We start from the raw sequence: 23,604 nt of genomic DNA, 5'->3' as shown, positions 1-23,604 counted from the left end.
CCGGCCACGCGTCCCTCACTCCCCGCGCAGCCCGGCCCGGGCGAACTCCCGCATTCCCTCCTGGAACCCGACCTGAGGCTTCCAGCCCAGCTCGGCCCGCAGCCGGGCGGAGTCCGCCGTGACGTGGCGGACGTCGCCCAGCCGGTACTCGCCCGTGACGACCGGCTGCGGGCCGCCGTACGCGGCGGCCAGGGTCCGGGCCATCTCGCCGACCGTGTGCGGCTCCCCGCTGCCGGTGTTGTACGCCGTCAGCGTCCCCTGCGGCACATCGGCGTCCAGCGCGGCCAGATTGGCGGCGGCCACGTCCCGTACGTGCACGAAGTCCCGCCGCTGCCGCCCGTCCTCGAACACGCGCGGGGCCTCGCCCCGGGCCAGCGCGGAGCGGAAGAAAGAGGCCACTCCGGCGTACGGGGTGTCCCGGGGCATCCGCGGCCCGTACACGTTGTGGTAGCGCAGCGACACCGCGCTCCCGCCCGTCGACCTGGCCCAGGCGGCGGCCAGGTGCTCCTGGGCGAGCTTGGTCGTGGCGTACACGTTGCGCGGATCGACGGGAGCGTCCTCGGCGACGAGCCCGGGGGCGAGCTCCCGGCCGCACCGCGGACACGGCGGCTCGAACCGTCCCGCGTCCAGATCGGCTGCGGCGCGGGGCAGCGGCCGCACCACCCCGTGCTCCCGGCACTCGTAGCGCCCCTCCCCGTACACGACCATCGACCCGGCGAGCACGAGTCGTCCGACGCCGGCCGCGGCCACGGCGGCGAGCAGCACGGCCGTCCCGAGGTCGTTGCGCGAGACGTACTCCGCCGCGTCGGCGACCCCGTCGCCGAGTCCCACCATCGCGGCCTGGTGACAGACCGCGTCGACGCCGGCCAGGGCACGGGCGACCGCGACGGGGTCGCGCACGTCGGCTGCGGGGTCCTGCCGGACGTCGAACACGAGCGGCTCGTGCCCGCGCTCCCGCAGGGCGTCGACGACATGGGACCCGATGAACCCGGCACCGCCGGTGACCAGTACGCGCATACGGCCACGCTAGGGGCGCGGCCGCGCCGGAACCTGTGACCCGTCCGGCATGTCATCACTCCGTAAGGCGCCGCGCGCGCGTCGGACCGGGACGAAACGGACGCGCCGCGAGAGGCTTCCCTCGCCTTCAGCAAGGGAGACCGTCATGGCAGCCTCGCCCTCCTCCGGCGACATGTACCGCTACACCGACCTCAGGGCCCTGTTCGTCAACTGCACCCTCAAACCGTCCCCGCAGCTCAGCCACACCCAGGGCCTGGTCGACAAGAGCCGGTCCGTCATGGAGACGCACGGGGTGACCACGGACGAGTTCCGGGCCGTCGACCACGACATCGCCCCCGGCGTCTACCCGGACATGACCGCACACGGTTTCGCCACCGATGCCTGGCCGGCCCTGTACGAGCGGGTCATGGCGGCCGACATCCTGGTCCTCGCCGGGCCGATCTGGCTCGGCGACAACAGCTCCGTGACGAAGCGCGTCGTCGAGCGCCTCTACAGCTGCTCGAGCCTGCTCAACCCGCGGGGCCAGTACGCCTTCTACGGCCGGGTCGGCGGCTGTCTGATCACGGGCAACGAGGACGGCGTGAAGCACTGCGCGATGAATCTCCTGTACAGCCTCCAGCACCTCGGCTACACGATCCCGCCGCAGGCGGACGCCGGCTGGATCGGTCCGGCCGGTCCCGGGCCCTCGTACCTGGACCCGGGCTCGGGCGGTCCGGAGAACGACTTCACCAACCGCAACACGTCCTTCATGACGTGGAACCTGATGCACCTCGCGGCCCTGCTCAAGCGCAACGGCGGGGTCCCCGCGCACGGCAACCAGCGTTCGGAGTGGGACGCGGGCTGCCGCTTCGACGCGCCCAACCCCGAGCACCGCTGACGCACGGCGGACCCGCGCCCGGTCCGACGGCGCCCGCGCCGCCGGCCGGGGGCGGACCCCCGGCCGGCGGGCGCCGCGCGGTCCGGTCGGACCACGGCCGGTCGGACCTCGGTCCCGTCGGACGACGGTCCGGTCCGACCCCGGTCCGGTCAGAGCTGGCCGGACTCCGCGATGGTGATCTTCGCCGAGGTCTTGCCGCTGCCCGAGCCGAGGGACTCGATCTTGCGGACGAGGGCCATGCTCTCCTCGTCGGCGACCTCGCCGAACACCACGTGCTTGCCGTCGAGCCAGCCGGTGACGATCGTGGTGACGAAGAACTGCGAGCCGTTGGTGTTGCGGCCGGCGTTGGCCATGGAGAGCAGGCCGGGACGGTCGTGCTTGAGCGTGAAGTTCTCGTCGGCGAACTTCTCGCCGTAGATGCTCTTGCCGCCGGTGCCGTCACCGCGGGTGAAGTCACCGCCCTGGAGCATGAAGTCCGGGATGACGCGGTGGAAGGAGGAGCCGGCGTAGCCGAAGCCCTTCTCGCCGGTGGCCAGCGCGCGGAAGTTCTCCGCCGTCTTGGGGACGACGTCGTCGAACAGGTTGAAGTTGATCCGCCCGGCGGGCTTGTCGTCGATGGTGATGTCGAAGTAGATCTTGATGGTCATGGTTACATCCTGCACGGTCCGGCGGGCGCTGCCGAATCGAGGGTCTGGTGTCGGGGCTCACAGCCGTCCGCAGACGTAGCCGGCGAGGGCCGGCGGTCAGTCCACCGGCCAGGTGTGAGCAGGGGCGTTGAGGTGCATGTAGTCGATGTAGAGCTGTGTCATCCGCCGCAGCGCCTCATGGCGCCCGGCCTGCGCCGAGGCGGTGATGCGATGGAACATCTCCTTCTGCCAGACGGCGCCGTTACGGCCGGTGACGCACCGTTGTTCGATGATCCCGAGCAGTGGCTCCCGCCAGGCCGCGTCCATCCCGGACAGTTCCAGCCCGCGATGGGCCAGCGGCAGCAGCCGCCGCAGGACGAGCTCGGCGACCGGCGCCTCGCCCATGCCGGGCCAGTACAGCCGGGCGTCGATGCCGTGCCGCGCCGCCGTGTGCAGGTTGTCCTCGGCGGCCCGGAAGGACATCCGGGACCACACCGGCCGCTCCTCCTCCACCAGGGCCCGGGTGATGCCGTAGTAGAAGGCGCCGTTGGCGAGGGTGTCGGCGACGGTGGGACCGGCCGGCAGACAGCGGTTCTCCACCCGCACGTGCGGCTGGTCGTTGGCGACGGCGTAGACCGGACGGTTCCAGCGGTAGATGGTGCCGTTGTGCAGCGTCAGCTCGCCCAGTTCGGGGACATCCCCTCCGGCGAGCGTCTCGCGCGGATCCTGCTCGTCGCACAGCGGCAGCAGCGCGGGGAAGTAACGCAGGTTCTCCTCGAAGAGATCGAAGACGCTGGTGATCCACCGCTCCCCGAACCACACCCGGGGCCGTACGCCCTGCACCTTGATCTCCTGCGGACGGGTGTCGGTGGCCTGCTCGAACAGCGGGATCCGGGTCTCGTGCCACAGTTCCTTCCCGAACAGGAACGGTGAGTTCGCCGCCAGCGCCACCTGCACGCCGGCCACCGCCTGCGCCGCGTTCCAGTAGGCGGCGAATTCCTCGGGGGCGACCTGGAGATGGAACTGCGTGCTGGTGCACGCGGCCTCCGGGGTGATCGTGTCCGCGTAGGTCCGCAGCCGGTCGACACCGTCCATCTCGATGTGCAGGTCCTCGCCCCGCGCGGCGAACACCTGGTCGTTGAGCAGCCGGTAGCGGGCGTTCTCCGACAGCGCCGACTCGCCCACGTCCTCCTGCCGCAGCGTGGGGAGGATGCCGATCATGATCAGATGCGTGCCGACGGACCTGGCACCCTGCTCGGCGTGGTTGAGCGCGGCCCGGATCTCCGCTTCCCAGGCGTCGGGACCGCCCTGCGTCAGACGGCGCGGCGGCACGTTGATCTCCAGGTTGAAGCGGCCGAGCTCGGTGGACCAGGCGGGGTCCGCTATCGCGTCGAGCACTTCGCTGTTGCGCATCGCCGGTTCGGCCTGGTCGTCGACCAGGTTCAGCTCGATCTCGAGACCCACCTGAGGCCGCTCGGCCTCGAAGCGTGACTCGCGCAGCATCTGCGCGAAGACATCGAGGCAGTCCTGCATCTTGATCCGGTAGCGGCGGCGGTCCTCACGGGTGAAGACCAGCGCCGGGACATCACGTCCCATCGGCCCTCCCGGCCTGTCCTGTGTCGGACGCCCTTGCCTCCAGCGTCGCACCACCGAACGCCCCTCACCAGGCGAGCCGGGCCGACGTCGCACCGACGGGCCCCGTCGGCGGGGCCGGCCCCCGACCCCGCCGTGCGACCCCACCCCGCGCCCACCCCGCGCCCCCCCCGTGACCCGTCCCGCTCCCGCCGGCCGCCGTGCACGGGGCCGGCCCGGGCCCTGTGGCGGCCCGACCGCCCGACCGGGGCCGCCGCACCGGGCCCCGTTCCGGCGCCGTCGAGCGGACCGGCGGCCCGGCGTCAGGAGACCTACTCGAACGGTTCGCTCAGCCGGGCCACCTCCCGCTCGGCGTCCCGGGCCGCCCGCTCGGCGAGATCCACCGCCTCGGCGGCGGTCCGCAGCCGTTCCTCGGCCTCCGCGCGCTCCTGTTCGGCACCCCGCAGCGCCCGGCGCGCCTCGCGCAGCCGCTCCTGCGCCGCGGCCTCGTCCTCACGGGCCCGGTCGTACCGGTCGCGGGCGCGCCGGAGCGAGGTGTCGGCGTCGGCCCGTCCGGCGCGTAGCTCACGGAGCCGGCGGTCGGCTGTCTCGGCCGAGCGACGGGCCCGGCCGAGCTGCTGCTCCCGCCGACGGCGCCGCTCGGCGAGTTCGTCCTTCACCCGGGACTTCGTGTCCGGCGGCGGCGCGGAGGCCGGACGAGCGGGCCCGCGTGACGGGAGGGCGGTCGCCGCGTCGGCGGCCGGGAAGCCGGCCGGCGGGGTCAGCGCGCCCTCCAGACGGCCGGTGGCCCACCGCCGTGCCGCCTCCTCGTCCGCCAGCACGGCGCGCAGGGTGGACTCGACGTCCTGCTCCGCCGCCCCCGACAGCCGGTGCCCGGCCTCCCGGGCCAGCTCGGCGGCCTGCCGGGACAGCGCGGAGACGATGCTCCGCCGCTGCTCGGACAGTTCCCTGATCCCGTCGGCGTCCAGGGTCCGGTACGCCTCGCGCAGCGCCCGCCCCAGCTCCAGGAACCGTCCGCTCTCCTGCGACCGCGCGCGCAGCAGCAGGTTCGCCGCCCAGGCCGCGAGCGTGGGGCGGCGGGCGGCGTGGATCCGGCGGGCGTCCTCCCCGCGCCCGTCCCGCTTGGCCTCTTCGGCCAGCCGCTCACGGCGGGAGACGAACTCGGGCGGCGGCGTGGTGTAGAGCTCGTCGAGCGTGCGCTCCACCTCGTCCTCCGCCGTGCGCTCCACGTCCTCCTCCGCCGCGTGTCCCGCCTTGTGCCGCGCTGCGGTCCGAGCGGGTCGTGCACCCTTTCGCGCCATGATCATCAGACTCCACCCGGCCGGGCCGCCGCGCATCCCGGCCGCCGGGGAACAGGGGAGGGCCCGACGACCGCCCTCACAGTGGCGTGCGAGGGCGGTGGCGACATGGGGGGTTGACGGTTCACGGGTGTACGGATGCATGGGTGTTCGGACACCTCAGCGGAGGACGTCCGCTGGTCGGTGACGGTGACGGTGACGGTGACGGTGACGGTGACTCAGCGGCAGCGGATGCGTCGCGGGCGGGGCGGGTTCAGACTGGACGCGTGACTGGCATGTACACCAAGCAGCAGTCAGGCAGTGCGCGCGACGGCCCGCGCGGGCCGTCGCAGTCGCTGGCCCTCGCGGCCATGATGTTCGCGGTCTCGATGACGTTCATCGACCAGACCATCGTGTCGATCGCGACGCCGGACATCGTCGACGAACTCGGCCTGTCCGCCTCGGGCATGCAGTGGGTCGTCAACGCCTATCTGCTGGCGTTGGCCGCGTTCTTCGCCCTCGGCGGTCGCCTGGCGGACCTCCTCGGTCCTCGGCGCGTGGTCGTCGTGGGCACGCTGGTGTTCGTGATCTCGTCGGTCCTGTGCGGCTGCGTACCCAGCGGCGACTTCGCGCTGCCGTGGCTCATCGTCTTCCGGGCGACCCAGGGGCTCGGCGCGGCCCTGTTGTTCCCCGCGGCGCTGGCCGTGGTCGTGGCGGTCTTCCCGGTGGAGCGGCGCGGCCGCGCCCTGGCCCTGTTCTTCGGTGTCACCGGCGCCCTGACCGCCATCGGGCCGCTCCTCGGCGGCTGGCTCACCGGCTGGACCTGGCGGGCGATCTTCTGGGTCAACGTGCCCGTGGCCGTCGTCGCGTTGATCCTGACGGCGCTCGCCCACGTCTCCGACCGCCGTCGTGACGAGCCGCTGGACGTGCGGGGCGCCGTGCTGATCGCGATCGGCATGGGGGTGAGCGTGCTCGGCTTCCAGCAGGCGTCGGCGTGGGGTTGGGACAGCGTGCTCACCTGGGTCTGCATCGTGGGCGGGCTGGCCGTGCTGTGGGTGTTCTGCCGCTACGAACAGCGCACGGCCCACCCGCTGATCCAGCTCGCCGTCTTCCGGGACCGCGCCTTCGTGGTCGACGGACTCGTGCTGTTCTTCTCCATGCTCGCGTTCGTCCCGCTGTTCTTCTTCGCCTCCGTCTACGCGCAGGTGTCCCTGAGCGCCTCGCCCAACCAGGCGGCCCTGTATCTGCTGTACGTCTTCGCGGGCTTCGCGCTGGCGTCGCAGTGGGGCGGGCGGATCCTGGACAAGCGCGGCGCGCGGCCGACCCTGAAGATCGGCTGTGTGGTCGGAGCGGTGGGCTTCGCGCTCTGGGCCGGGAAGCTGACCGACCTGTCGATGCACGACCAGTGGCCCTACGCGGCCCTCGCGGGCGCCGGCATCGGCTTCGTCCTCGCGCCCGCCTCCACCGACGCCGTGAACCGGGCGATCGACGCCTCCTACGGCGAGGTCACCGGCATCACCCAGACGATCCGCAACTATGCGGCGAGCGTCGGCCTGGCCCTCTACGGATCCCTGCTGACGCACCGTATGACGGAGAACGTCGACGACACGCTGCGGTCGGGTGGCATGTCGTCCGGGACCGCGGAGAGCACGGCGAAGAGCGTCGCCGAGGCCATCACCGGCACCGCAGACGACCAGAAGCTCAGCGGCGGCTCGGCGGTCGCGCGGACGGTACAGGAGTCCATGCCGGAGATCCGGATGGACTTCGCCGAGGCCAACCAGTGGGTGTTCTACGGGATGGCGATCGCCCTCGGTATCGGATACCTGTGCGCGATCCGGCACCCCGGCGGCACGAGCGATCCACAACAGGCGGGCAAACCGTCGGACGACCGCTCGAACACCGCCGGCCGCGCGTCCTGAAGCCCGACGCCTTGAGCCTGACTCTGCACCTCGAGCCTGACGACTGAGGCCTGACGCCGAGACGCCTGACGCCGAGACGCCTGACGCCTTACTCCGGAGGCCCGGCAGTGGGGCCAGGCAGCGGAAGCCGACAGCCGGAAGCCGGGAAAGCCGCTCGGCCTTCCCGGCTTCCCGGATGTCCCTGCTTCCGGACCTCAGCGGCTGCGGACGGCGCTGGTGGTGAAGAATCCCGTGGCCGCGGCGCTGAGCAGGGCACAGACGGCGAGGAGGGCGGTACGTCGCATCGGGGGGCCTTTCCCGTGATGGCGGATGGGTTCTGCACAACGCCGGTCGGCCCTCTCCCGCTTCGCCCCCGGACCGACCCCACCCGTACGGATGCGGCCAAGCGTGTGTGCGGGCCGCTCCGTCCCGCGACACCGGCGCCGCGACCCGCCGCGCGAGCCGACGCCCGGTACGCCTCGTGCGAGGGCTCGGGGATCAGGTACCCACCCGCACCGGCCGCCGGAGCAGATAGGCCCCGGCCGTCGAGACGAGGACGGCCATGCACCCGATGAACACCAGTCCGGCACCCTCCAGGCCCAGGGGCCCGACCAGCACACCGACGCCGATCACCGGCAGCGAGATGCCGGTGTAGGCCACCACGAAAAGCGTCGAGATCACCGCGGCACGCCGCTCCTCGGGCGACGCCCCGGCCACCGCGGACAGCGCCCCGCGGAACGCGAGCCCCTGCCCGACCCCGCCGACGATCGCGCTCAGCACCACCAGCGCCAGCACCTCCCAGCGCAGGGCGCCCGCGAGCAGCGCCAGTCCGGCCAGGAGCGCGGCGCAGCCCAGCGGCAGCGACCGTCCGACCCCCACCCGGCCGACGAGCAACTGCCCCGCGGTCGACGCGAAGAAGGCCAGCGCGACGACGAGGCCGCTCAGTGCGTGGTCGCTCACGCCGAGGGAGTCCGACAGGAACGCCGGGCTGACCGAGGTGAACACGCCGAACAGGGCGAACCCCACGAACGAGGCCACCGCCGCCGGCCCGAACACCGACCGCACCTGAGGGGGCAGGCCGGGCCGCCGGGGCCGTACCGTGCCCAGCGGTCCGCGGTGCCGTACGGTCTCGGGGAGCCAGGCCACGACGGCGGCCGAACACGCCACCAGGACCAGATGCACGGCGAACGGCAGGTACAGCGGCCGGGCGGCGTACTGCGCGAGCACCCCGGCGAGCAGCGGACCGCAGCCCAGCCCGCCCATGTTGGCGGCGGTCGCGACGAACGTGGCCCGGGAGGTGCCGCCGGGCGGCGCCAGGTCCATCACGTAGGCGGTGGCGGCTCCGGTGAACAGACCGGCGGACAGGCCCGACAGCAGCCGTCCCGCGTACAGCCAGCCCAGCCCGGTGGCGGCCAGGAAGCACACGGCGCTCGCCGCCGCGCAGCCCAGCCCCGCGATCAGTACCGGGCGTCTGCCGACGCTGTCCGAGGCGTTGCCCGCCAGCAGCAGCACTCCGATGACTCCGAAGGCGTACACCGCGTACACGACGGTGACCGTCAGCTCGGAGAAGCCGAACTTCTCCCGGTAGAGGCCGTAGAGGGGGGTCGGCAGCGTGGTGCCCGCCATGCACACGGCGAAGACGGCTCCGCCGAGCAGACAGGGGAGCCAGCCCCGGTGATCACGGTCCATGCCGGCGACAGTAACCCCGTGCGGCGCCCCGCCGAGTCCGACGTGCCCGGCCGCCTTCCGCGAGTCGCCACGGTCGTTCGGGCGGCGATCAGGTGGGCCTGATGCCGTATCAGACGGTCAGCAGCCGCGCTCGGCCGAACCACTCCCTGGTCGCCGCGGCGTTGGACAGGGCCACCAGCGACGCGCCCGGAGCGGCACCGGCGCCCCAGGCGAAGTGGTGGGTCAGGGCCCCGGTCAGGCCGCCCAGGAGCAGCACCCAGCCGACGGCGACCGCGCCCGAACGCACCGCGCCCCCGCCGTCGGCGAACCGCGCCGAGATGACGAGTGAGGCCACGGCGAGCGCCGCGCACCCCGCAGCCGCGAGCAGCAGCAGCCCGACGACCAGGGCCCCCAGCGCGCCGGACTCGAAGGCCGCGGCGGCCGCGGCCAGCCGTACCGAGCCGGCGATGCCCGACAGGCCCACGGCGACGAGCAGGGCGCGGGCACATCTGGTGGTGACAGGCATACGGGTCATAGGGGATTCCTCGGGGCGCGCGGACGTAGGTCGCCGGTCGCGTGGCACACGGCCGCCCGGCCGGGCCACCGTAGTCGTCGGGGCCGACAGGCCGACACCCCCTGGACGAAGGCGGCGACGACGCGTCGCGCACCCCTGACGGCCCGCCACCGCGACGGTGCCCCGGGCCCGATGTGACGGGTGCCCTTGCACGGACGGCCCCGAGCGGTGAGTCTCTCCTCGCACGAGTTTCCGAAGAACTGTTATCCGTCGCTCCCGCCGAGATCCCCCATACGACGGACAGCATCGTTCGGCGTCGAGGACAGGGAAGTCTCATGAGTACACGGCACACGGTGGAGGCGGTGGCGCTCGTCACCGCCGCCCGGGCGGGCGACCAGGCGGCCCGGGACGCGCTCGTCGGCGCGTACCTGCCGCTCGTCTACAACATCGTGGGCCGGGCGTTGAACGGTTCCGTGGACGTCGACGACGTCGTGCAGGACACCATGCTGCGCGCCCTCGACTCGCTGGGGGCGCTGCGGGACCCCGCGAGCTTCCGCTCCTGGCTGGTCGCCATCACGATGAACCAGGTCCGGGCGCACTGGAACCGTCAGCAGCCCGTCCAGGGCGCCATGGAGGAGGCCGACGACGTCGCCGACCCGGGCGCCGACTTCGTCGACCTGACCATCGTGCAACTCCAGCTGTCCGGCCAGCGGCAGGAGACCGCGCGGGCGACGCGCTGGCTGGAGCCCGACGACCGCGGACTGCTGTCCCTGTGGTGGCTGGAGTGCGCCGGTGAACTGACCCGAGCCGAGATCGCCGCGGCCCTGGACCTGACGCCGGAGCACACCGCGGTCCGGGTACAGCGGATGAAGGCCCAGCTGGAAGCGGCCCGGGTGGTCGTGCGGGCGCTGGACTCCAGGCCGCAGTGCCCGGAACTGCGGGAGGCTCTCACGGGCTGGGACGGCCGGCCCTCGGCGCTGTGGCGCAAGCGCACCGCCCGGCACGCACGTGGCTGCGCGCGCTGCTCGGGCCTGTGGAGCGGGCTGATGCCCGCCGAGGGGCTGCTGGCCGGTCTGGCGCTGGTCGCGGTGTCGTCCGCGCTGCTCGCGAGGACGAACTCCGCCGCCGACACCGTCGCCGTGGTCGGCTCGGCGTCGACGCTCGCCGGCGCCGAGGACCTGGGCGGGTCCCTCCCGTCGGTGAACCACCGCGCCACGAAGGACCGTCCCGCCTCCCGCACCGACGCCCGCCGGAGGCGTCGGACCCGCCGACGGGCCGTGGGCGGCGCGGTGGTGGCCGTCTGCGTGGCGGGCGGCGGCCTCTACTACTTCGGCACGCAGCCGGACGGCGGCACGGGGGAGAGCACCGCCGTACAGCCCGCGGACGAGGCGCTCGCCTCCGACCGCCCCACGCCGGACAGCGCCGGCGGCTCGCCGTCGGCGTCGGCCTCCCCGTCCGCCTCCGCCTCCGCGTCCGCGTCGAAGTCCGCGAGCGCGAGCGCCTCGCCGACTCCCCGCCCGAGCAGGACCGTCGTGGCGGCGGCGCCGGCGAAACCGGCCGAACCCGAGCGCACCGCGTCCGCGACGCCGAACGCGCAGGCGGGGTCGTCCGATCTCGAGAGCCAGGTGATCGCCCTGGTCAACAAGGAGCGGGCGACGGCGGGCTGCGGCCCCCTCACCGGGGACAGCCAACTGCGCCAAGCCGCACAGGGCCACTCCGACGACATGGCGGCCCGTGACTTCTTCGACCACACCAACCCCGACGGCGCCGACCCCGGCCAGCGCATCACGGCCGCCGGATACCGCTGGTCCACGTACGGCGAGAACATAGCCAAGGGGCAGCAGACGGCCTCGGCGGTGATGACGTCCTGGATGAACAGCGAAGGCCACCGGGCCAACATCCTGAACTGCTCCTTCAAGAACATCGGTGTGGGCATCCACGACGGCTCCGGCGGCCCGTGGTGGACACAGGCCTTCGGCGCCAAGCTCTGACCCGCGCACCCGGCCCCCGGCGGAGGACGGCACACGGGTCGGCCGCACCGGGGGATCAGGCCAGGTGGCCCCCCGGATCCCGCAGCCGGCCCGCGTTCGCCGCGTCGGCCAGCATGCGCCGCACCGCGGGCGCGGGCATCCGGATCACCACCGGGTCCGGCAGGGTGACCTCCTGCACGGCCGTCCCCCGGCGTCCCGGACGCACCCGGTCGTTCACCGCCGCCACCGCCCGCACGTCGAGCGTGAACTGCACCAGCACCGACTCGGCCTTGGGCTTGTGCAGCGGTATCGACCCGGCGGCGTTGGCGGCGGTCGCCGTGCCGGAGCCGGAGCCGTCCACGGTGCCGAGGAGCTGGTTCATCCGGAACTCGTCCGCGTTCAGCACCCCCGCGCCGAGCAGACCGCGCGCCGACCGGCCGTGCTCGTCGGCCCGCTGGCCGTCCGTACCCGACGGGCGCGGCGCGTCCAGCCCGCTCTGCGCGACCGTCTCGAACGTCATCTTGTCGCCCACGCCCAGCACCCGGCCGGCGCGCAGCCGGGCGTGCAGCGAGGCGCGCAGGTCCTGGCCCGACGCGCCGGTCGCGTGCACCGGCGGAAGGTCCACGCCCGAGGCGGTCAGCAGGGGCATCGCCGCGATCAGCCACTCCGTGGACACCGCCTCCCGCAGCAGGTGGTAGGCGGCCTCGCCACCGGTGCGGAACCGCGCGCCGCCGCCCGCCCGCTGGACCGCGTCGTCCACCGCCTGCTGCACCCTGGGCGTCCCCCGGAACCCGTTGACCTGGGCCTCCATCGGCAGCCGGACCCCGGAGTCACGCCAGGGACCGAGCCGGTCGGCACCCGCGTCCTCGGCGGCGACCGCGTGCACACCGATCTGCTGGGGTGGCACCGGGGACAACCGGGACAGCGCCCGCAGGTCCGCGGCGAGCACCCGATGGGTGAGGCTCAGGCCCTTCAACGGAGCGAGGGCCACCCGGCGGTTGCCGGAGAACACCTCCAGGGTCGCCTCGATCGGCACGTTCATCAGGGCCGAGGGCGCGGAGGCCGCCTCGGCGACGGTCTTCACGCCCAGCTGGGCCCGCCCGACACCCACGGAGCGGCGCGAGTCGCTCGTGCCGACCCCGAGCCCGGCGGCGGCGCCGAGGCTCTTCAACTGGCCGGCGCCCCCGTCCGGTTTACCCGATCCGGCCACCACCGCCTCGACGCCCCGGCTGTCGCTCTCGTCGTGGGCGGTGGCCCGCTGGGCGGCGGCGGAGGTGATGTATTCCATGTCCCGGCCGTCCGACGCGGTCTCGACATAGCTGCGCGGCCCGGTCCTGCGGATACGGAACAGCGCCCGGTAGGGCCGCTTGCGGCCGTCCAGCAGTTCGACGCCCACCCCGCCGTCCATCGCGCTCGACAGCAGGCCGGCCGCACCGTCCCGGTCGAGCACCCGCAACAGCCGCTGCACGTTGTCGTTGCGGTCCGTCAGCCGGGTGCGCGGCAGCAGGTCGTCCGCGAGGGAGGCACCGAGGCGGCCCCGGATCCCCTCCAGCAGCGGCACGAAGTCGGGCATGTCCTCGATCATGCCGAAGCCGAGCGGGAGCGACGCGGCGAGGGCCGGCACCGGGGCCGGGGGCAGCAGCGGCGCGCTCTTCCCCGCGCCGCCCGCAGCCGACGTGGACGCCTTCGGGGTCTCCTCCTCCTGGCCGGCCCGTGTCGTCGTCCCGGCCGGCCGCGAGGACGTCCCGGAGGTCCCGGACTTCCCGGTCGTCGTCCCCGCCGGCGCCGTGCCCGAACCGGAGGCCGTGTCCTCGCGCGCCCGCTCGCCCGGTACCTTCAGCCCCGCCGCCCGCAGCTGACTCGCGGTCAGCCACACCGCGACCGCCCCGGGCACCGTACGGCCACCGCGCGCCACGTACGGGCCGCCGCCCGTCACCGCGACCTCGGCGACCATGCGCACCACCAGATCGCACTGCACGAGGTAGAGCGGACTCTTGCGGGGGGTGTGCGCGTTGCGTTCGACCGTGCCGGCCAGCGTGGACGCCGTCGTGTCGCCGCTGCCCAGGTTCCGGCCGGCCGCCACCCCCTCGGCGAGCCGCCACTCGGCGCCGTTCTCCGCGCCCGTCAGGCCTCCCTGCAGCGAGACGTTGTGGCTGGTGCCCTCCTGCCCGGTGACCTGATGACCGCCCAGGACGAAGGTCTCGGTGCCCGCCCCCGTGCCCTGATGGACGACCCGTCCACCGGTCAGCGCGAACCGGGTGCCGACCGCGCCGGTCAGTCCGGCCAGCCGCCGTGCGTGCCGCAGGTTCTGCACCACCCAGCCGGCCGAGACGGCCTGCCGCAGGGCCGCCGTCACCGCCTGCGGGCTGAACCGGTCCTCGATGGCGAGGCGCGGCGCGAGCCCCTCCGTCTCCAGCGCCCGGTCCTCGCGTGCCTCCTTGTTGCGGGCGGCGGCCCGCGCCAGCAGCTCGAAGGCCAGGTCGCGCACCGGCTGCCCGTCACCCACGGTCTCCACGAGCGTCCAGTCCCGCACTCCCCGCCTGCCGCCCAGCTGACGCGACGCCAGACCGGCCAGGTCGCCGATGCCCGCCGCCGCGAACTCCGTCCGCGTGTCGCGATGGCCCGCCCTGCGCGCGGCGGTCGACTCGTCCAGGTGCCGTTTGGCGTCGCCGTCCAGGGTGAACGCGCTCGGGGTGAGCAGCCGCACGTCCTGCGCGTCGAGGCCCAGGGTCCCGACCCGCTCGGCGGCGGGCGCGTCCCGGCCCGGCGCGCCGGGGGTGAGCGCGCGCGCCGCCTTGCGCTGCCGGGACGTCATGGTGACGTCGACGTTCAGGCTGAGCGCCCCGCCGAACACGCTCGCGTCCTCGGAACCGTTGGTCAGCACGTCGGTGCGCAGGGTCGGTCCGGCCAGGCCCCTCCGGGTCGTCGTACGGCCCTTCTCGGCACGCGCCGACAGGGTCAGGGCGCCGGGTATCAGCCGGAACTGGCCGAGGGCCATCCCGCCGACCGTACGTGAACTCGCCCGCCCGCTCTGGAGGTTGCTGGTGACGCCCGCGTGGCTGCGGACCAGCCAGTCCTTGGTCTCACCGAGGTGGCCGGTCTCCCGGAGCGAACCCGTCACCTTCAGCTGTACGTCGTGCGCGTGGAAGCGGGACTTGCGGCGCAGCCGCACCCGGATCCCGGTGGACAGCAACTGGTCCTTGTTGACCCGCAGGTTGGTCTCCGACAGCACGGTCACCAGCTCGCGGTAGTTGCGCCGCTGGACCTCGGCGTCCTCGGGGCTGAGATCACGCGGCTGCTCCTCCTCGCCGAAGGCGGGAAGATATCCGGCGAGCCGGGCGTCGGTGGCGAACAGCCGGGTCACGGCCCGCATCATCGGCGCCGTGTCCAGCCGGCTGATCGCCACGCTGGAGCCCATCGCGCCGAACGGAAGGTGCCGCTCGTCGCGCTCGGCGGCCCCGTCCCCGGCCGCCCGCTCGTCGCCCTCCGTCAGGTCCTGTCCGGGCGCGGCGGCCGTCGCCCGACCCTTGCCCTTGACGTCCTTCCCGGCACGTTCCGGACGCTTGACGAACTCACCCGCCGTCACCCCCTCGGGCAGGGGCAGCCCCAGCTCCTGGGCCTCGTCGGCCCGCAGTGAGACCCAGACCCGCATCGAGTGGTGCGCGGTGCGGCCGCCGCCGCGCGCCCGGGTCAGGGGCGAGCTGGGGCCGGTGCCCTCGACGGTGAACAGCACGGTGCCCAGATAGAGCACCTTCTCGCCGCGGACCTCCGCGCCCTGGCGGCTGGACACGGTCTGCTCGGCCACGCTGAACCGAGCCTTGCGCGCCCCGGCCACGGGCATGACGGTGCCGCGGACGGCGGCGGCGTTGCCGAGGACACCGAAGCCCGCCGCCGGACCGGCGCCGAAGGCACCGCCCCGGCCCTTGCCGGCCGTGTCCGTCACCGCGTGCTGGGACTGCTGATGGGTGCGCAACTGCGTCTTGCCGGTGCTCCACCCGGGGGCCAGCTCGGTGATCGCGGCCCGCATCCGGTAAGTGCCGGTGGTGCTGCCGTCCCTGCTGGTCAGATCCTCGCCGACGATCCCGTCCCGCAGCAGCCGGGGCAGGTCCTCCAGCACGGTCGCGGTGGCGGTCGCCTCGTACAGCCTGGCCCGGCCGGGAGCACCGGGCCAGGTCAGGGACGGATGCAGCGCGGAGGCGACGGCGTCGAAGAGTCCGCCGCCGCCCTGGTGCGGCGCGGCCCGGTCCGAGACGGCGAGCGGGGCCATCGAGTCGGCCAGCGACACCGCCCGCGCGGTCTCCGGCGCCAGCGGACGCGGACGGGGCACCGGCCCGGCGGCCGTGGGCACGAGGTGCTCCACCGGCACCCGCATGGTGAGGGAGCCCGACCCGGCCGCGTTCCGCGGCGAGCGCTCGCCGTCCTTCATGATCCGCACGTGGTACCGGACCCGGCGTGGCACCTCGACCGAGCCCTTGTCGCTGCGCAGCACCCGGGGCTCCGCCATGTTCCGCTGGGTGCGGGAGTCGCGCGAGGACTGGAAGGGCTGGGCGTTGACGGTGGCCGCTCCGCCGACCCACACGCCGGGGGCGACCGGGGCCAGCCCGAACCCGGTGAACGCCACGCCCTTCGACGCCGATCCGCTCGTGCTCTGCGCCACGGTGGCGGCCGTGTTGTGCTGCACGTCGACCTTGGTGGCCGCGCCCTCGCTGTCGGGACCCGCGGCGGAGAAGACGCCGGGACGGTCGTCGTCCGCGGGCGAGACGCGCACCGTGACGTCGAACCGCTCCGCACCGCGCACCCCGGTGACGGCGAAGGCACGGCCGCGCCCGTAGAACGACTCGGGCCGCCCGGCGAGCTCCGCGGCGATCTCGGCGACCACCCCGTCGCGCCGCCCGACGGCGTCGGCCAGCGTGGTGGTGACGAACTCGTGGCCGGTGAGCCCGTACGCCGTGGACAGCCCCGCCGCCTCCATGTCCCGGAGGTACGCGGGGAGTTCGAGCGCGTCGTCGCTCACCTCCTCGATCGCAGGCGGGACCTGGGCGGGTCTGCGGCGCGTCGCTGACGGTCCGGCCGCGTTGAGCGCGGCGACGGTCGCCGCGTTCCCGGCGCTCTGCTGAAGCCCCAGCAGGGGGTTCGGGCCACTGCCCCGACCGGCCACCCGGGTCGCCCGCGCGGGCCGTTCGAGGGCACTGCCTTGACGGTCGTCGCCCGTCTGCCGCTGATGTCGCACGCGCGTCAGCGTAAGGAGGCTCGGAGGGCACGACAGGCGGTGCGCGAAGTGTTCAACTGCCGTACGCCCGGGCGTCGTCGGACCTGGTCACCGAAGGCGTGCGACCGCTCCGGGAGGGGCCCCGCACCCCCGGCGTACGCCGGACGCGCGGAACCCCTCGGACCGCTCCTCGTGGTCGGTGGGTGGGGGAGTCAGTAGGTGTGGAGGGTGAGACCGTAGCGGCTGAGGATCTCGTTCACCGGCTGGAACCACGTCTCGCCGCCGCCGGTGCAGTTGCCCCAGCCGCCGGAGGTGACGCCCTGGGCCTGGTCGCCGCTGATGAACGAGCCGCCGGAGTCGCCCCCTTCGGCGCAGACGCTCGTCTTCGTCATCTGGTGCACCGCCCCCTGGCTGTAGTTGACGGTCTCGTTCTTCGCCAGCACCGTGCCGCAGTGCCAGTGGGTGGTCGACCCGGACCGGCAGACGGAGGCGCCGACCGGTGCCTCGGCCGAGCCGCGCACCAGTTGGTCGGAGACCGTGCCCCAGCCGAGCACGACCGGCACCGTCCACCAGCCGCTGCCCACGTTCACCCAGGCGTAGTCGTTGTCGGGGAACGAGGAGCCCTGGAAGTTGCCCACGTAGGAGCCGTCCCAGCCGCGGACGCCCGCGCCGGCCTGGCCGCAGTGACCGGCGGTGACGAACCCGCCGTGGACCGAGAAGCCGATCGAGCAGCGGACGTTGCCCGTGTAGTAGGGATCGCCGCCGACGGTGCCCGCCGCGAAGGTGCGCGGCGCCGCGGCGGTCGTCTCGACGGTGACGGGACCCGCGGCGCGGGCCCGTGTCAGGAACCGCTGGACATCGTTGTCGGAGTCCTTGCCGCGAACCACCGTGACCACCACGGTGTTGGCCGCCGGGTCGACGTGCCAACCACCCACCCCCGAGGGGGCGGAGAGCCGGTCGATCCGGGACTTGGCCGCGTCCAGCGCCCGCGCGCTGTGCTCCACGACCCGGACAGCGGCTCCCTCGGCACGCAGCGCGGCGCGCGTGGACGGTGAACTCCGCGGGGTGACGGCCACCGTCAGGCGGCCGTCGGCGGCGTCGAACCAGGACCCCGCGAACGCGGCGCCCGCCGTGCGGCGTGCCTTCGGTTCGAGCGCGGTGGCGGCCCGCTCGGCGTCGAGCCGGGCCACCGCCTGCTCCTCGGTGAGCCCGAACTCCCGCCGCATGGCGTCGAGCAGGGCGGCGGAGGCGGGGGCGGCGTCGGTGGCCGACGGGGAGGCGGGGGCCGTGGCACCGCCCCCGCTCGCCATCGCGGGAACCGTGCCCGCGCCACCGAGTCCGGCCAGCGCCAGGAGCGCGGCCAGACAGACGTGCTGGAACCTTCTGCGTCTCATGGGAGTTGCCCTTCGTCGTTCCAGGAAGTGGGGGTGGAACAGCGGTTGGGTGAGAGCGCTCTCAAATGTGGCGCGGCAGAGCCTAGCCGGGTCCGGTTGTCAGGTCTAGGCCAATGCGGGTCCTGTTTCCGCCTCGGGCCTACGGGCGGCCCGCGGCGGGGCCTTCGTCGGGACCTTCGTGGGGTATGCGCGGGGCCTTCGTAGGGCCTGCGCGGGGCCGCTGTGCGGCCTTCCCGGGGGGCCGATGGGGTGGCGGGCGCCGTGTCAGACCGCGATGAGCGGGTGCCGGGGCGGGTGGACGCGATTGAATCCCACCGGCCCGAGCGTCACGAGGAGGACAACCGCTATGACCGGCGAGGACATCCTCCTGGGTATCGCCCTGACCGTGGCCCTCGCCACGGGCTCCCAGATCCTGGCGAACACACTGCGGGTCCCCGCGCTGATCGTCCTGCTCCCCGTCGGCTTCGCCGCGGGTGCCCTGACCGACATCATCCACCCCGACCGGCTCGTCGGACCGGACTTCCCCGCGCTGGTCTCGCTGTCCGTCGCCGTGATCCTCTACGACGCCGGCCTGGGGCTGAACCTGCGCAGCCTCACCGGCCGCACCCGCGCCATCGTCGTACGGCTGCTGATCATCGGCATCCTGGTCACCTTCTTCGCCGTCGCGGGCGTCGGACCCGCACTGTTCGGCGTCCCGCTGCGGGTGGCGGCGATGATCGGCGTGATCCTCGTGGTGTCCGGGCCGACCGTCGTCGGCCCGCTGCTCGAATACGTCAGGCCCACCGACAGGTTGCGGCGCATCCTGATCTGGGAGGGAACGCTGACCGACCCGATCGGCGGCATTCTCGGAGCCATCGTCTTCCACGCCGTCGCGACCACCCACCGGATCGACATCGGCCGGGGTTACCAGCTCGGGCAGTTCCTCCTCAGCATGGGCGTCGGCCTCGCGGGCGGTGCGGTGGCCACGGCCGTCCTGTGGCTGGCCCTGCACAAGCTGAGGCTCGGCGAGACGCTCGGCACCCTCGCCCAGCTCGCGACGGTGATCCTGGTCTCCGCGGTCTGCGACATCGTCCGCGACGACACCGGTCTCATCGCCGCCATCGTCACCGGACTGGCCATCACCAACCTGCCCGGGATGGACATGCCCGCCCGCAGGCCGTTCCTGGAGACACTCGTCCAGATGATCATCGGCCTGCTGTTCGTCTCCATCTCCGCCTCCGTCACCCCCGCGTCCGTGGTGCCCGTCCTCGTTCCCTCCTTGATCCTGATCGCCGTACTAGTCCTGCTGATCCGGCCGCTCGTCGCGTACGCGGCGGCCCGGGGGTCCGATCTCACCAGGGGCGAGTGGGGCTTCATCGGGTGGATGGCACCACGCGGCATCGTCGCCGCCTCGACCGCGTCCGCCTTCGCCGCCACCCTGGTGGAGAAGGGACTGCCCGGCGCGTCCAAGATCCTTCCGATCACCTTCCTCGTGATCGTGGGCACGGTCCTGATCTACGCCCTGACCGCCGCCCCCATGGCCCGGAAGCTGGGTGTCGTCCGGTCGGCGCGGACGCGGCCCCTCCTGGTCGGCGGGGCCCCGTGGGTGATCGGCCTGGGACAGGCGCTGGAGGCCGCCGGCCTCCAGGTGCTGATGTGGGCCGGGCTCGAGGAAGAACGCGAGCGGATCAGTGCCGCCGGGCTCGAACTCGCGCAGGGCGAGATGCTGGCGACCGCGACCAACCCCCGCGCCCGCCTCGAGGGCGTGACGGCGGTGTTCCTGCTCACCGACGACGACGACTTCAACGCCCTCGCCTCCGTCGTCATCAAGGACAACGTGCAGGGGCCCGTCTACCGGGTGGGGCCGCCGAAGGACAGCCACGGGGTGGTCGCCCCCTACACCGGCGGCGACATCCTGTTCGGGCGGGCGCTCGTCCGGCAGCGCCTCGACGAGCGGTACGAGCGGGGGGCCCGCTTCCACGTACAGCCCGGGTCCCGGCCGGTCCCGCCGGACCACGACATCCTGTTCGTCGTCCGCGCCGACGGCCGGCTGGCCCCGGTCACCGGGACCCGGACGATCACCCCGCTGCCGGGCGACACCGCCGTACTGATGAGTTCCGTATGACCTCCTGGGCCGCCCGCTTCCGGCTGCGGCAGTACATCAAGGCCAGTCTCTGGATCGCGCCGCTGTTCGGGCTGCTGCTCGGCGTGGGCCTCGCCGAGGCGGCGGCCTCCGCGGACGGGGCGTCCTGGCTGCCGAAGACCTGGGACTACTCCGCGTCCACCGCGACCAGCGTCCTCAGCTCCGTCGTCGGATCGATGATCGCCCTGCTCGGGTTCGTCGTCACCATCGGCGTCCTCGTCATCCAGCAGGCCACCGGCACCCTCTCCCCGCGGTACATGCGGCTCTGGTACCGCGACCGGTTGCAGAAGGCCGTGCTGGGCACCTTCACCAGCACCTTCGCGTTCGCCTACACGCTGCTGCGCAGCATCGAGACGGACTCGGTGCCCAACCTCGGCGTGACCCTGGCCGGGATCGCCGTCTCCGTGAGCCTCCTGCTGCTGCTGATCTACCTCAACCGCTTCACCCACAACCTGCGGCCGGTGGCCATCGCGGACATCGTGGGACGCGCGGGCGAACAGGTCATCGCCCGCGCGGTGGCACACGCGCGGAGCACCGCGACACCCGACGGGGCGCCGACGACGACGGGCTCGACGACGGGCTCGGTGACCCGCATCCGGACCGAACGCGGCGGTGTCATCCAGGCGTTGAACGTACCCGGCCTGGTCTCGCTCGCGGCCCGGCACGACTGCGTGTTCGTGCTGGCCGCCTCCGTCGGCGACTTCGTGCCGCCCGGCGGCACCGTCGTCGAGGTGCACGGCGGCGCGTCCCCGCCCGCACCGGACCGGGTGACCGGCCTCGTCGCCCTCGGGGTGGAACGGACCATCGAACAGGACCCGGCCTTCGCGCTGCGCATCCTGGTCGACATCGCCATCCGCGCCCTGTCACCCGCCGTCAACGACCCCACCACCGCCATCCAGGTGCTGAACCACATCGAGGCGTTCCTGCACACCGTCGGCCGTGCCGGGACCCGCGCCCACTACGAACTGGCCGACGACCGCGGCCGGTTACGCCTCGTGCTGGCCGGACGGCCCTGGGAGAACTACCTCGAACTCGCCGTCACCGAGATCCGGGAGTACGGCGTGACCTCCGTCCAGGTCTGCCGACGGCTGAGGGCCCTGCTCGAAGGTCTCCTCGCAGGTCTGCCGGACGAGTGCGGGCCGGCGCTCCAGGCGGAACTCCGGCTCCTCGACGCCGCCGTCGACAGGGAGTTCGGGGACGACCTCCGCCGCGCCGGGGCACGGACGGCCGATTCCCAGGGCATCGGGGGACGGCCCACCCGGGAGCCGGCCCCCGGCGCCCCACGGCCCGACGAGCCCGGCGCGTAGGACCTCGCCTGCCGGAACGCCTCGCCTGACCGAATGCCTCGCTTGTCGACGGGCCTCGCGTGCCAAGGGCTCGCCCGACAGGGCCCGTTACCCGCACCTGGAGGGGGACGACGCCGGTCCGGGGCGCCGGGCGGGGGAGCTCGCTCAGTCGCGCCGTCGCTGCCGGTCGATGGCCTCGTCCAGGGTCGACGCCGCCATGATCAGGGACAGATGGGTGAACGCCTGCGGGAAGTTGCCGAGTTGCTCACCGCTCGGGCCGATCTCCTCGGCGAACAGCCCGACATGGTTGGCGTAGGTATGCATCTTCTCGAAGGTGTAGCGCGCAGGCCGGACGCGCCCGGCCCGGGCGAGCGCGTCGACGTAGAGATAGGTGCAGAGGCTGAAGGTGCCCTCCGAGCCGCGCAGGCCGTCCGGGGACGCCGCCGGGTCGTACCGGTACACGAGGCTGTCCGAGACCAGCTTGCGCTCCATCGCGTCCAGGGTGGAGAGCCAGCCGGGGCTCTTCGCGGCGAGGAATCCCACGCGCGGGATCAGCAGCAGGGAGGCGTCGAGGACATCCCCGCCGTAGTGCTGCACCAGGGCCTGCTCCGCCTGACTCCAGCCCTTGTCCATCACCTGTTCGAGGATGCTGTCCCGGGCGTCGCGCCAGCGCGGGATGTCGGCGGGACGGCTCAGCTCGGTCGCCATGCGCATGCCCCGGTCGAAAGCGACCCAGCACATCACGCGGCTGAAGGTGAAGTCGTTGCGGCCGCCGCGCGTCTCCCAGACGCCCTCGTCCGGACGGTCCCAGTTCTCGGACAGCCAGTCCAGCGTCCGGGCGAGCCCCTTCCAGCCGTGGTAGCCCAGCTCCACGCCGATGTCCATGCCCTCGGCCATCGCGTAGAGGGACTCGCCGTAGATGTCGAGCTGGAGCTGGTCGGCTGCCGCGTTGCCGGCCCGCACCGGCCTCGATCCCCGGTAGCCCTCCCAGTGGTCGAGGGTCTCCTCGGTCAGGTGCGGGTCTCCGTCGACGCGGTACATGATCTGGAGGCGTTCGCCGGGCAGGTCCGCACGGTCGTGCATCCGGTCGCCCAGCCACTTGGTGAACGCCGACGCCTCCTCGGTGAACCCGAGGTCGAGCAGGGCCCGCACCGACAGCGCCCCGTCCCGCACCCAGGAATACCGGTAGTCCCAGTTGCGCTCGCCGCCGACCTGTTCCGGCAGCCCCATGGTGGCGGCGGCGACCGGGGCGCCGGTCGGGTGGTAGGTGAGGAGCTTGATCGTGATGGCGGAGCGGTTCACCATCTCGCCCCAGCGCCCCCGGTAGTGGGAGGTGTAGAGCCACTTCTGCCAGAAGTCCACCTCGCGCCACATCTCCGAGGTCACCCCCTCGACCGTGAGCGGCGGCGGCGCCTCGCCGCCCGCCGCGCACGTGGTGAACACGGCGACGGCCGACTCGCCGCTGTTCAGGGTGACCGAGCCCCGCACGTCCTGCCCGTCCCGCGTCAGCGGGAAGCTCGCTTGCAGATGACCGGCGATCCCCGGGCCCCGGAACACCGCCTCCTGGGTCCGCAGTTCGAGCTCGTGGTCCGCCCGGCCGTAGTCGAAGCGCGGCCTGCACTCCAGAAGGAACCGCAGGGTGCCGCGCACCACGCGGATCAGCCGGGTGAGGCGGTGGCGGTCGGTGGGGACACGCCGGGTGTTCGCCGGCATCCAGTCGATGACCTCGCCGACGCCCTCGACCGACATGAACCGTGTGACCAGTACGCCGGTGTCCGGGTAGTAGAGCTGCTTGCAGGTGACGTCGGCATGCTCCGGCGCCAGCCGGAAGTACCCGCCGCGGTCGTGGTCCAGCAGGGCGGCGAAGACGCTGGGGGAGTCGAACCTCGGCGAGCAGAACCAGTCCACCACTCCCTGGGAGGAGACCAGGGCGGCGGTCTGGAGGTCGCCCACCAGGCCGTGGTTGGCGATGGGGGGATAGCGGTCCATGAGCGTCCAATCCCAGGGTGCCGACGAGATCCACTATCCGACAGGCCGTGTGCCCGCGCCTCCCGGAGCCGACGAGGGGCCTCGCGGCCGTGGCGGACGGCACCTCGGCACCGAGGGACGACCGGCTGCACGTCGGCGCCAGCGTGCAGCCGGCCTCGCACCGG

The 23,604-nt window shown here is 73.4% G+C and carries 14 protein-coding genes; 5 read left to right on the top strand and 9 right to left on the bottom strand.

Translation table 11 applies throughout. The features are described from left to right. Positions 1 to 15 precede the first annotated feature (15 nt). Positions 16 to 1,017 (bottom strand): NAD-dependent epimerase/dehydratase family protein, encoded by a 1,002-nt coding sequence (locus tag AOQ37_RS19240; RefSeq protein WP_062645795.1) that lies wholly within the window; start codon positions 1,015 to 1,017, stop codon positions 16 to 18. Between the two features lie 145 nt (positions 1,018 to 1,162). On the opposite strand from AOQ37_RS19240, the gene AOQ37_RS19235 reads away from it, so the two are divergent. After that, positions 1,163 to 1,894 (top strand): flavodoxin family protein, encoded by a 732-nt coding sequence (locus AOQ37_RS19235; protein WP_062645794.1) that lies wholly within the window; start codon positions 1,163 to 1,165, stop codon positions 1,892 to 1,894. Positions 1,895 to 2,043: 149 nt separating this feature from the next. On the opposite strand, the gene AOQ37_RS19230 is transcribed toward AOQ37_RS19235, so the two are convergent. From AOQ37_RS19230 to AOQ37_RS19220, 3 genes are all read right to left on the bottom strand, one after another. Next, a complete protein-coding gene (locus AOQ37_RS19230; RefSeq protein ID WP_062645793.1) occupies positions 2,044 to 2,541 on the bottom strand; it encodes a peptidylprolyl isomerase in 498 nt (165 codons plus the stop codon). Between the two features lie 96 nt (positions 2,542 to 2,637). After that, positions 2,638 to 4,116, bottom strand: a complete 1,479-nt coding sequence (locus AOQ37_RS19225) for a glutamate-cysteine ligase family protein (RefSeq protein ID WP_062645792.1) — start codon at positions 4,114 to 4,116, stop codon at positions 2,638 to 2,640. A 308-nt stretch (positions 4,117 to 4,424) separates the two neighbouring features. Beyond that, complete coding sequence (locus AOQ37_RS19220; RefSeq protein ID WP_234436953.1) at positions 4,425 to 5,414, bottom strand: hypothetical protein; 990 nt, start codon at positions 5,412 to 5,414, stop codon at positions 4,425 to 4,427. Positions 5,415 to 5,686: 272 nt separating this feature from the next. Here AOQ37_RS19220 and AOQ37_RS19215 point away from each other — a divergent pair, with 272 nt between their 5' ends. Next, positions 5,687 to 7,309 carry an MFS transporter gene (locus AOQ37_RS19215; protein ID WP_062645790.1) on the top strand — a complete coding sequence of 541 codons (1,623 nt, stop codon included), beginning with the start codon at positions 5,687 to 5,689 and terminating at the stop codon, positions 7,307 to 7,309. 477 nt (positions 7,310 to 7,786) lie between these two features. Here the strand turns inward: AOQ37_RS19215 and AOQ37_RS19210 are convergent, their stop codons facing one another. Beyond that, a complete protein-coding gene (locus AOQ37_RS19210; RefSeq protein WP_062645789.1) occupies positions 7,787 to 8,977 on the bottom strand; it encodes an MFS transporter in 1,191 nt (396 codons plus the stop codon). Between the two features lie 109 nt (positions 8,978 to 9,086). Then, positions 9,087 to 9,491, bottom strand: a complete 405-nt coding sequence (locus AOQ37_RS19205; protein WP_062645788.1) for a hypothetical protein — start codon at positions 9,489 to 9,491, stop codon at positions 9,087 to 9,089. 314 nt (positions 9,492 to 9,805) lie between these two features. Here AOQ37_RS19205 and AOQ37_RS19200 point away from each other — a divergent pair, with 314 nt between their 5' ends. After that, positions 9,806 to 11,461, top strand: coding sequence for a sigma-70 family RNA polymerase sigma factor (locus AOQ37_RS19200; protein ID WP_062645787.1), 1,656 nt, complete (start codon positions 9,806 to 9,808; stop codon positions 11,459 to 11,461). 55 nt (positions 11,462 to 11,516) lie between these two features. Here the strand turns inward: AOQ37_RS19200 and AOQ37_RS40480 are convergent, their stop codons facing one another. Both AOQ37_RS40480 and AOQ37_RS19190 read right to left on the bottom strand, forming a co-directional pair. Beyond that, on the bottom strand, positions 11,517 to 16,670 hold the full coding sequence (locus AOQ37_RS40480; RefSeq protein ID WP_159401356.1) for a hypothetical protein: 5,154 nt from the start codon (positions 16,668 to 16,670) through the stop codon (positions 11,517 to 11,519). Between the two features lie 191 nt (positions 16,671 to 16,861). Then, positions 16,862 to 18,043, bottom strand: coding sequence for a S1 family peptidase (locus AOQ37_RS19190; RefSeq protein ID WP_062645786.1), 1,182 nt, complete (start codon positions 18,041 to 18,043; stop codon positions 16,862 to 16,864). Between the two features lie 346 nt (positions 18,044 to 18,389). On the opposite strand from AOQ37_RS19190, the gene AOQ37_RS19185 reads away from it, so the two are divergent. Both AOQ37_RS19185 and AOQ37_RS19180 read left to right on the top strand, forming a co-directional pair. Further along, positions 18,390 to 20,147: a cation:proton antiporter gene (locus AOQ37_RS19185; protein WP_062645785.1), complete on the top strand. Its 1,758-nt coding sequence runs from the start codon at positions 18,390 to 18,392 to the stop codon at positions 20,145 to 20,147. Then, positions 20,144 to 21,472, top strand: a complete 1,329-nt coding sequence (locus tag AOQ37_RS19180) for a DUF2254 domain-containing protein (protein WP_062645784.1) — start codon at positions 20,144 to 20,146, stop codon at positions 21,470 to 21,472. The genes AOQ37_RS19185 and AOQ37_RS19180 overlap by 4 nt, the downstream gene beginning before the upstream one ends. A gap of 144 nt (positions 21,473 to 21,616) precedes the next feature. Here the strand turns inward: AOQ37_RS19180 and AOQ37_RS19175 are convergent, their stop codons facing one another. After that, entirely contained in the window at positions 21,617 to 23,440 is a 1,824-nt protein-coding gene (locus AOQ37_RS19175; RefSeq protein ID WP_062645783.1) for a glycoside hydrolase family 15 protein, read from the bottom strand. Between the last annotated feature and the right edge of the window lie 164 nt (positions 23,441 to 23,604).

Origin of the sequence: Streptomyces maremycinicus (genome assembly GCF_001184025.1) — a bacterium.
GTDB lineage: Bacteria > Actinomycetota > Actinomycetes > Streptomycetales > Streptomycetaceae > Streptomyces > Streptomyces maremycinicus.
Note: the sequence above shows the minus strand (reverse complement) of the source record. Positions and strands in the feature narration are given on the sequence as shown.